Raw genomic sequence first — 9,657 nt, forward strand, 5'->3', positions numbered from 1 at the left:
CCTTTAAACAAATTAATACTATGTTGTTAGTTTTCTAATTGAGGGCGCTTCGCTTGGGGAATTAGCCTAAATAAATACTCTATTGTTTTGCTAAAAAGCATGACCTCGAAGAAGTAAAACAGCATAAGTAGCGTCATTAAAAACAGAGTATGGCCTTGAGAGGCAACCAGACTGGTAGTGACAAGAATGGCATTGGGTACAGAAAGGGCGCTTGCCATAGCTGAGGCTTTTACCAAGTTAATCAAGTTGGCAATAATGCCGTGTTTTCCTTCAAGAAAAGCAGTATTCAGTGTGCTTAATTGGCGTTTTTTATTTTGTGATGCTATGGCATCTTCCAGCAAGCTGCTTATCCCTGCTGCGGTATAAAGCGAGAGTACGATCAGTGCTGTTGTTACTGCTCCTCCAGAAAGAAGGTCTAGCATCAAGGGATGGCTATAGTGATAAGAAAATAACCCAAAATAGAGTAGATACAACAAGACAATAGGTGGAACGCTGCGTTGTACATTGATGATGCTATTAATCGTCTTACGTATATAGGGGTTAGAAAGCAGAGAAAAGAGGGTAAAGATATAGGCAAATACCAAGGTGAGTATGACCACTGCCAAGGTAAATAATAAGGTTTGAGTGAAAGCCAAGATAAGCCAATTTGTATCGTGTTGATCAAATGGCCACCAATAGTTGTTTTCAACGGGTTTGTCTTTTGGGTACTGATCACAAGCTTCAGGGAGATGGTAATCCGCATTAAAACGGCATAAGTAATCTCCCTTGTCAGTTTTTTGATTCCATAATTTTGTTCTATCCGCGAGATAGGCTCTATCAGGTAAAAGCCATTTAGTGGCGTATTTATAAAGTGTTGCATCTCGCTGCCATTTAACAGTGATACTCTCAAGCTTCCTTTTTAGAGAAAGGCTATCGAGGTCTTTATTGACGACTAAGGACCATAAGATAGGATAGATAATTGGTAGTTCTGCCTGGTAGTCCTTCCAGCTATCCGATTTTAATAAATGATAGATGGCTGAATTATCATAGGCCCAAGCAACACACTTTTTAGTGAGTAGGGCTAATTGAGCATCCCTTGTATTAAATAGAATTAAGGGCTCGATTTGATAATCTTGAATGAGGGTTTTGTTAAAATATGAGCCGCCATATAGGCAGACTTTCTCGCCGGATAAATCTGACCAGTTTTTGATATTGGATGATTTGGCCGTTAATGCAGTAACCCCACTACGATAGTAATGAGGGGTTATCATGCTTACTCTTTCTCGTCTTTGTTGGGTATCTCCAACGGTTGCGATCAGCATGTCTACTTCGCCTTCTTCGAGCAATTGAAAGCGATTGCCACTGGTAACCGATCTGAGTTTAACTTTTACCCCTAGTTCTTTCGCCACTAATGCCGCTAGGTCTGGCTCAAAACCAACAATATCACCTTCAGGTGATAGCATCCCCCAAGGAGGATAATCCACCTTAACCCCAATTCTAATGACTTCCCTATCTTGGATCTGGCTTAAAGTATCTGCATATAGCTGGCTAGATAAACCAGAAATAGCGAATAAAAGGGCGAATAAAAATAGATTAATCAAGGTCCTTAACATCATCTAACCTCCTTATTTTGTTGAGTGCGGTTTTTAAGTTTTGGTTTTGCTAATACGAGAAAACCGTAAGCAAATTGAATGGGTAAAAGGTGGCATAAAACCTTGTCTAATTTGGCTAAAAGAGGGTGAGAGAGCACCCATTTTTCAGGCAACATACTTTCTGCTTGGCTGATGATGGCTTCTAGCCCTGCAAGTGCTAGTTCCTGCTTTAGGCTAGATAAGGTGTATAAGTGGTAGTTGAGCTTAATCTTGCCTTTACGCTGGTATTGGATCGATTCACTGTTTTTTAAGCTGATATTTTTGACAATATTCCAAGCTTGTTTAAATAGAAAACGACGGCTGCGATTAGGTACTGACAGCAAAATAGCACCTTCTTGAGAGGCGAGTTGTGCTTTGTTTTCTTTTAAAACCTTAACCCTTTCTGAGGCTTGAGTGATGTGAGAAAGCACGCCAAACATCATGAGACTAAGTGAAATAGGTTTGGAATCTTCTAAATAATTTTTGAGTTTTTGCTTCTTACAAAATAAATGAATTTTGTTGTTGGTGTTATGGTTAAGCAGAAGTAACTCTTCTAAATCTGAAATGGCTCTTTCACTAATGTCGTAGCCAATAAAGTGTAAGTTATAGGTATTTGCTAATGCTAAAAGATAGCGTCCTTGTCCACAGCCAAAATCAAGAACTTGGCTTTTGGGATTAATAGGGAGCAAGCTTAGCTGAGTATGAATAAAGCTAAGTACATTAGGGTTCGCACTTGGGTATCGGGTTTTATACAGACCGGATTGATAGTATTGATTGTATTGCTCGGCCATATCTTTTTCATAATGCTTATTCATGATTACTCTTCCTTTAAAGCCTTTATCTGTCTTGTCTCCTGTTATGGCTTAACACGAATTTCTTAAGCGAATAACACGACTTTTTACCTTCCTCAAATGCTTGATGGATTCAGGATTAGGCTTATAGTTTGGCGAAGAGTAATTTTTCTATCTCGGGGGAAACCACTGTAAATTCAGTGGCTTGCACTGTTCGAGTAGGCGATGAGGATATTTATTGATCGGCTAATTCGAGTGACTTTTTTGCAAAATTGTTTGCTTTTGTGATTCATAGCTTTCGAATACGTCTTTTGCTTGATTTAAGCTTGTGGGACTTATGCTTACGCTTGTGTGGCAAGTTGGATTTGAGCAACTAAAGCTCATACCAGTAACAAATAATTTTGCGTCGAAAAGTATCATAGAGCCACAATTTGGACATGGGAGCTGCTGAGATTTGGTCATTTATTAATTCCTTTTTATCTTTTAAAAGTTTTTAAAAAGCAGGTCCTTAAACCTGCTATAAATATTTTAAGTGGTTGCTTCAGCTTTCAGAATTATTGGTTCGATTGCTTTTGAGTAAGCATCTATGATGGTAGTTACACCCTGTGGTAAAGGTAGTTGGCCTGCATGAACATGAACCGTGTACTTGGCACTATTTGATTTTTCGTAATGAGATTTATCTGAAGAGGCTGATTTTGTAGTTGATTTCACACTACCATGCACCTCAGCTGAAAAGCATCCGTAACCAATTTTTGCTTCAAATCCTGCCTCTGCAACAACTTCAGATTCTTGTGAGGTTTCTTTATCATTTGAAAACGAACTCTTAACTTCCATTTCAAAATCGACAGAAACGTCATCTACTGCTAATGAGTTGAGAGGAAGTATGGTTAGAATTGGCAAGTTCATCGTTGTTGTGACTGAATCTGGACTCGCTTTTTCGCCATTAGCTTTGATTAATGAACGGGTGATGTTCATTTCTATCATGATGGGAGTACGAGGTCCTCCTTCCGTCTCTGGTTCTGTGAAGCAGGTTGATAAAAGGTATTTTGTTTGAGCTTTACCCATCATCGCATTTGCTTCAGCTGCAGCATTTAGTGGAGCACCAATTAAAGACTTCATTGGTAAACCACTGAACTGTTGCGCCATGGATAGTAATCCTGGTCCAGGTGCTGACATAAGATTCTCCTTGAATCAATTATTAGGTTTTAATGTTTGGCTTAATTAGCCTGGGATTTGCGATCTTAGGGCCTTTTCATACCCTTCAATCACAAGCTGGAGACCCTCTGGCGGTTCATTGCCTTTCAGGGTGATTTCGATCGCAGTATTAGTGCTTTTATGGTCGCAGTTAGTTAACAAACCGCGCTTATTAGAGTTGGCAAATGCCACCATAAGCTCATTATCTTCGTTGGTTGTGACATCTAATTCTGCTTTAAACTTTACTTCTTGAATTCTCGGTGAGCTGACAGGAGAAAGGGTGATTAAAGGGACATTCACCATGACGGTTTCGACCCCTTTTTCAGTCCGGCTTGGAAACGCCATGGCGACCATTTTGGGTCTGTGGGTGATATACGATTCGGGGGCAATACCTTGGTCATCGATATCAAGCTCTTCGTGCTTTATTGCATCAAAGAAGGTTTCTATGTGCTTAACACCTTCTGCTTCTACAGCTTGTGCTGCACTGTGAATACTTTGGTGTATAGCGTTCATTAAGGCTTTAAATTTAATCATGGCAAACTCTTTTTTTGGTTATAGGGCCCACGAATAAATCACCTTTACTCAGTCATATTTGGTGATGTTTTCCCTCGCCCTAAGGTGAGATTGTTTATTCGTAGTGTCTTTTGGGTTTTTAAGTTGTGTGAAAATATTAACCAGAAGACGTTGAGATAACGCGGCAAGAAAAATGACAAAAGCTGTGAAAAAAAGGTCTTTTTATTTCTTTCTTCTGCATATTTATAGGGCTTTAGTTGAGGGCGTTTTTTGCAGATCAAGAGATAAAGGCGTGAGCAAAACTGCCTTAAATTTGTAAGAATAGCCTGCAAAAATAATGCGTTTGAACGAGTAAATTTTGTGCTTGAGTGAGATGTTTATGGGGAAACATTGCAATTAATTACACTATTAACTATGGGAAGAAGAGGGAATCTAGTGATGGAATCAAATACCATTAATAAGCTTAAACAAACCATCTATAAGCATCAATTCAGCCTAGAGCAGGATCGCGCTTTGTCTGTTTTTTCTGACGTGAGCTTAAAGCTTGCCGAACAAATTTTAAAGGATAATGCGGATGAGATAAGTCCGAGTGCTTTTGTTGCTTGGTGGCAGGCTAATTATCGTCTTTATGCTAATCAACAGATGATGATAACGGATGTAAATTTTAATGGGTCAAGCGCAAATCAGAGCCAGCCAGAGGAAAATGAATATATTGAAATAACCAACCAAGGTCCGGCCATTCTTGATCTAGGTGGTTGGTCTATTGAAGCTGGCCCTAATCAAACGATGACATTTAAAGAAAAGACCATGATAGCAAGTGGTCAAACCATTCGCATTTATACGTTTGATAAGGGAGAGTTCTCATTTAAAAGTCATCAAGCGATTTGGAATAACCGCGGAGATAAAGCCAAATTATACGATCAAGATGCAAGCTTGATTAGTCAGTGGTGGTATGGCCGTGAAGCAGAGCAGGATGTGTATATTTCTCATATTGCATTTGATGGCAATGATAGATATTCAGAAGGTGACGAGTATGTTGAGATCACTAATTTGAGCCCTGCTTGGGTGGATATCTCAAGTTGGGTTTTAGGAGGTGGGCATGCAGATGATTTTGTCTTTTCTGAAGGTAGCCATATTGCACCTTTTGGTAACATACGTGTGTATACCAACAAACTTGATGCTAAAACAGGTGGCTATTCATGGGATAGCAAGCGAGCGATTTGGAACAACCATGCAGGGCATGCTTACTTAAATGGACTGGAGCATCGAACGGTGAGTGACTATCGCTATGGTAAATAGCACTAACAATTAGTATGAAATTAATCGCGCTAAAATAAATAGCGTTATAAGAGGTAGGCCCCAAACTCACTCTGCTGGATTTGGGGCAAAAAGCCAGAATTTGCGCCAAGTCGTTAATTAGGTATGACCTTAAGGTAAGTGAACTCATTCTTAGAAGGTTCATCTTATGTCTAATGCATCATCAATTAACACTATGCCAGTTAATTCATCTTCAATCGATCTGAGTGTGAAAGAAAGATCAAACTACTATCAACTGCTTTTTCCTTATCTAGAGTTAGAGAATGGCCCTAAAATTACTCAGTTAGAACTGGATAATAGCTTTTTTACCTGCCCGGATAGTCTTAATGAAAATGTTACATTCCAGCAATGGGTAAAAGCGAAAACGGCTGGGGATAGGGCTCAGGCTCAAGCCTCTGCTGTGAGTTACATTAATAGCGCAAACTTTATTCGATACCCTCAGCAATTATCTTTGCCTTTAATTAAATTATTAGATGAAGACTTTTCTCGATTACAAAGTCGTGAGGATCTAATTAGTGTAATTGATCGGTACTTTTCCTCTTCGGATAACTTAGTTGAGCTTCTTGCCTCCCCTGATTTTCAAGAAAGCCTTACTCGTATTTGGCTAAGTTGTTTTTCTCTCATTATTATTCTGGACTATGAAATCAACTGGCTTGATCAGTTAATTCGTATCTTAAAAAGATTAAACTTCATAGATAAAGCCTTGGGCTTGATTAAGAATAATCAGACTTGGTCAGAATTTAATACTGAACTTTGGTTGAATGCTGATCTTTTACTGCCTCTTAGTGTCTTCCCTTTACCTTGTTCTGGAATAACAGATGAGGAGAAAAGTACAGTAGAAGTCAAAGCTGACACGTCCATATCTTCAAGCCTGCCTGCATCGGGCGTAAGACCTTATGCCATAGGGACGTTACACAGAATAGAGTACAAGTTAATTGGCTACGAACTAGGAGAGTTGCAAAAAGTAGAATCTGTTTTATCCGGTGAATCACGAGAGAGCCAATTGGATTTCACGTTTAAGTCTGACTCTCAGTTGAGTATGTCGCAAGAGAAGCAAGCTTTAGATAAAACACTGGCGTCCCATAAAGAGCAAGATTTATTAGCCCATGTACAACATACGCTTGCTGACAAGCAGGTTACTAATACGCTAGATAAGTATGCCACCCAATATATCGCCACATCAGCGAACGCCAGCACATCAGGAAGTTGGACGATTGATGAAAAACCTAGAGGGGGCGATAACCAAGCGTCAGCGGACTTTATTAAAGATGTATTGGCTAAAACCGAACAGAGAGTGTCTCGTCATGTTAGCCAAGTAAAACAGGTACAACTTAGTTATGAGCAAGTTAATAAGGAAAGTCAGCGTTTTCATAATGACAAAGATCGACCCCTTAATGGTTTTTACTACTGGCTAAATAAGCGTTATCGGGTACAGGCTTTAGAATCTCAAAAACGTTTGATGATAGAGATAAACTTAGACCTTGGTGGTGATGAGTTACAGCGAGAATTGAAAAAACTAGTTCAGTTAGATCAGGCTAAACCAATGAGTTTAAGCGAGCATGGGGTTAATCAATATTCAGATATCTTGATTGAACTTCCTGATACTTCGAATGTGCAGACACATCCTCAAGAAAGCGCGAATAATACGTCTCATAATGTTAATAATAACCTTGATACCAGTCTTGATGATAAGGGCGAGAACTATGCGGATTTATCCTCAGCTTATTATTTAAATCTTTATCAAGCATATAACTTAGACTGTATTGAACCTGCCCCAAGGTTAAAGCCTTCCCTTAATAAGAGTATTCGCTCCCAGTTAGCATCCTCTTCACAAATATTCACTATCCCTAAGGGGTATTCTGCTAAGAAGCTAACAGTGAGTGCTTTGGTGGCAGATTCTGTAACAGGGCTAACTATTCTGTTATTGGGTAAGGTTTATCCAATGCATTTATCAAACGGACAGACTAATCAAACCATTGTATTAGAAGGAGAGATTGAAGACGCGATCGAGGTTTCATTCTTAGCAAATCTTGAAACAGGCGTTTGTCCAAATACAGGTGCAAAGCAAAATTGTAGTGGTAAACAAGCCGTTAGTATCAGTGCCCATACACAAGTCATTAGCATGAACTTGGAGCTGGCCTTAACACAAGAGCGCTTAAATCAATGGCAACTTAAAGTTTATGAGGCATGCCAGCAAGCGTATCGGTTGCAATGTGCTGAATATAAAGTGTCTTTAGAGACGTTAAAAGGCAAGTTAAAAGAAGAGGATAATAAAGTCACTCTGAGTTTGATTAACCGTGAGCTGATTAAGATGAGTATTAAAACTTTATTTGATCACAGTATGGTCTTTGTACAAGGGGTTGCAGGTGAGCCCAAGGACTTGTTTGCTTATCAGCAATACTTTGATTACATCTTAGAATGGGATCAACTTTATTGTAAGTTGATAAACGATCAAGCATGCAATACTCCTGATTCTGAAACAAATGAAACCAGTGACGTAAATACTTCTAAGCGCGACATTTCTACGGCAGATTCTTCCGTTTCTGCATCACAGACATCTTCTACTACAAGTGTGGCACCTTCTTTAAAAGAGAAGGCTCAGAGTGATATTTCTCATGAAAAGGCGCTAGAAACACAAAGTTTACCTGTTTTAGCTGAGTTAGATTCAGAGCTCTATTTATATCGTTTTATCAAAGCACAAGAAGCCAAGCTTCTTATTCCTGTGAAACCAGGTTTTGAAAAACGTTTTATGTACTTCTATGAAACCGGGCGAATTTGGCATGGACAAGAGAGTTTAGTACCGATTAATCAGGGCGCTTTAGCCTTGATTAATGATTATAAAGGGTTACGTAATCATTTAGAGGGAGAGAAGCGAGTGAAAGATTGGCAGGTGTGCTTACCGACTGTGATGTCTGTGATAGACGAAGATACAAGCTTAGATAATATTGCGAGCCATTTAGATAACAATCGTTAGGCATGAAAGCTAAAGGAGTAAGTTAGCATGGAGAAGAAACACGAGTACTCACAACACGCCCCCAGCGCTCAACATCCTGAACTGCCTGAATTAGTGCCACCTGCTATTATGAGAGATGCTATGCCGGTTGGCTCTGTCATCGCTTTTGCTGGGGAAATACGTACTTCAGGTGATAGGCCTCATGAAACGAATTTACCTATGTTTAACTGGCTTAAGTGTGATGGATCAAGCTTAGAGATTGCTCAGTACCCTGAACTATTTTCTGCGCTAGGTTATCGTTATGGTGGTAGTGGACAAAGATTTAATCTACCGGATTTAAGGGGAGAGTTTTTACGAGGTGTGGATGAGGGCGAACGTCATAAAGGGAGTCTAGATAACAGAGTAGGGGCGAGAAATGGTGAGAAAAATGGTGTTGGTTCAACCCAAGGTTTTGCTCTTGAAACACATGTCCATGGTTACCAGAAACCAAAAGAAGTTGTACCTGTAATTGCTGAACCTGGTGTCTCGACGACGCAAACACCCTTGATACCCGCAGATACTTCAGAGCCTAAAAAATGCTCAGTTAGTCAATATGAAACCCGTCCAGTTAATACCTTTGTCTATTGGTTAATTAAAACCAAGCTCTAACAAGCGATTTAAGCGCCCCATAAGAAAGTCCAGTTACTCTCTTGTTTACAAGATATGAACGGCAATTGATTTGTCAATTTAGTAAATAGGAGAGGCTTCTAATGCAAAACACACATTCTATTCGCTTGGTGAAGGTCCACCAGCATACACCTAGGGTTATTTACTGTAATGTTTTTGATGAAGTATTACGTGAAGTGCCTGTTTCGGTCGCTTTTTTTTATAAAAAAAGTCTAAAAACAGAAGAGCTCAAATTCGCGTTAGAGGCCGCTCTTGAGTCGTATGATATCTTTGCTGGTAGGCTAAGTTATCTTGATGGTGACTTTTGTATTGATTGTCGTAACCAAGGGGTTAGCTTTTCTACCCAACCCCATGATTTTGAAATGACTCAGCTATTAGCTAATCAATTTGATAGTCAAAATAATAAAATACTATGTGATCTAATTAACCCTAAAACAGTGATTAAAAAGCAAGAAGCAGTGTTAACCATCAAGGTAAATTATTTTGACGCTGGTGGTATGTGCCTAGGGAGCCTGCGATTAAGTCACCTCTTCTCAGTCTTTTCAGAAAACGTATCACACAAGGCGTTACTTTGACGTAATGTAGGTACCTTTCGAGAAGTGACAACACAGGG

General features: G+C 39.5%; 8 protein-coding genes. 4 read left to right on the top strand and 4 right to left on the bottom strand.

Going from position 1 to position 9,657, the window contains the following annotated elements; genetic code table 11:
- Positions 1–26: 26 nt before the first annotated feature.
- From TW85_RS23370 to TW85_RS23390, 4 genes are all read right to left on the bottom strand, one after another.
- Positions 27–1,595 (bottom strand): transporter substrate-binding domain-containing protein, encoded by a 1,569-nt coding sequence (locus tag TW85_RS23370; RefSeq protein WP_052702389.1) that lies wholly within the window; start codon positions 1,593–1,595, stop codon positions 27–29.
- Positions 1,592–2,425: a methyltransferase domain-containing protein gene (locus tag TW85_RS23375; protein ID WP_046019574.1), complete on the bottom strand. Its 834-nt coding sequence runs from the start codon at positions 2,423–2,425 to the stop codon at positions 1,592–1,594. The genes TW85_RS23370 and TW85_RS23375 overlap by 4 nt, the downstream gene beginning before the upstream one ends.
- 504 nt (positions 2,426–2,929) lie before the next feature.
- Positions 2,930–3,577, bottom strand: coding sequence for a DUF2589 domain-containing protein (locus tag TW85_RS23385; protein WP_046019576.1), 648 nt, complete (start codon positions 3,575–3,577; stop codon positions 2,930–2,932).
- A 45-nt stretch (positions 3,578–3,622) separates the two neighbouring features.
- Positions 3,623–4,129: a DUF2589 domain-containing protein gene (locus TW85_RS23390; RefSeq protein WP_046019577.1), complete on the bottom strand. Its 507-nt coding sequence runs from the start codon at positions 4,127–4,129 to the stop codon at positions 3,623–3,625.
- A gap of 369 nt (positions 4,130–4,498) precedes the next feature.
- Here TW85_RS23390 and TW85_RS25770 point away from each other — a divergent pair, with 369 nt between their 5' ends.
- From TW85_RS25770 to TW85_RS23410, 4 genes are all read left to right on the top strand, one after another.
- Positions 4,499–5,407 (top strand): lamin tail domain-containing protein, encoded by a 909-nt coding sequence (locus tag TW85_RS25770; protein WP_157197014.1) that lies wholly within the window; start codon positions 4,499–4,501, stop codon positions 5,405–5,407.
- 166 nt (positions 5,408–5,573) lie between these two features.
- Complete coding sequence (locus TW85_RS23400) at positions 5,574–8,399, top strand: hypothetical protein (RefSeq protein WP_046019578.1); 2,826 nt, start codon at positions 5,574–5,576, stop codon at positions 8,397–8,399.
- A gap of 27 nt (positions 8,400–8,426) precedes the next feature.
- Positions 8,427–9,026 carry a tail fiber protein gene (locus TW85_RS25775; protein WP_052702391.1) on the top strand — a complete coding sequence of 200 codons (600 nt, stop codon included), beginning with the start codon at positions 8,427–8,429 and terminating at the stop codon, positions 9,024–9,026.
- Positions 9,027–9,127: 101 nt separating this feature from the next.
- Positions 9,128–9,619, top strand: coding sequence for an acyltransferase (locus tag TW85_RS23410; RefSeq protein WP_046019579.1), 492 nt, complete (start codon positions 9,128–9,130; stop codon positions 9,617–9,619).
- The last annotated feature ends 38 nt before the right edge of the window (positions 9,620–9,657 follow it).

It is taken from the genome of Marinomonas sp. S3726, assembly GCF_000967665.1.
Classification (GTDB): domain Bacteria; phylum Pseudomonadota; class Gammaproteobacteria; order Pseudomonadales; family Marinomonadaceae; genus Marinomonas.

What these genes read in the sequence shown, in the direction of transcription:
- TW85_RS23410 (WP_046019579.1), top strand. Translation starts at nt 9,128, where the DNA reads ATGCAAAACACACATTCTATTCGCTTGGTGAAGGTCCACCAGCATACA.
- TW85_RS23400 (WP_046019578.1), top strand. Translation starts at nt 5,574, where the DNA reads ATGTCTAATGCATCATCAATTAACACTATGCCAGTTAATTCATCTTCA.
- TW85_RS25775 (WP_052702391.1), top strand. Translation starts at nt 8,427, where the DNA reads ATGGAGAAGAAACACGAGTACTCACAACACGCCCCCAGCGCTCAACAT.
- TW85_RS23385 (WP_046019576.1), bottom strand. Translation starts at nt 3,577, where the DNA reads ATGTCAGCACCTGGACCAGGATTACTATCCATGGCGCAACAGTTCAGT.
- TW85_RS23370 (WP_052702389.1), bottom strand. Translation starts at nt 1,595, where the DNA reads ATGATGTTAAGGACCTTGATTAATCTATTTTTATTCGCCCTTTTATTC.
- TW85_RS23375 (WP_046019574.1), bottom strand. Translation starts at nt 2,425, where the DNA reads ATGAATAAGCATTATGAAAAAGATATGGCCGAGCAATACAATCAATAC.
- TW85_RS23390 (WP_046019577.1), bottom strand. Translation starts at nt 4,129, where the DNA reads ATGATTAAATTTAAAGCCTTAATGAACGCTATACACCAAAGTATTCAC.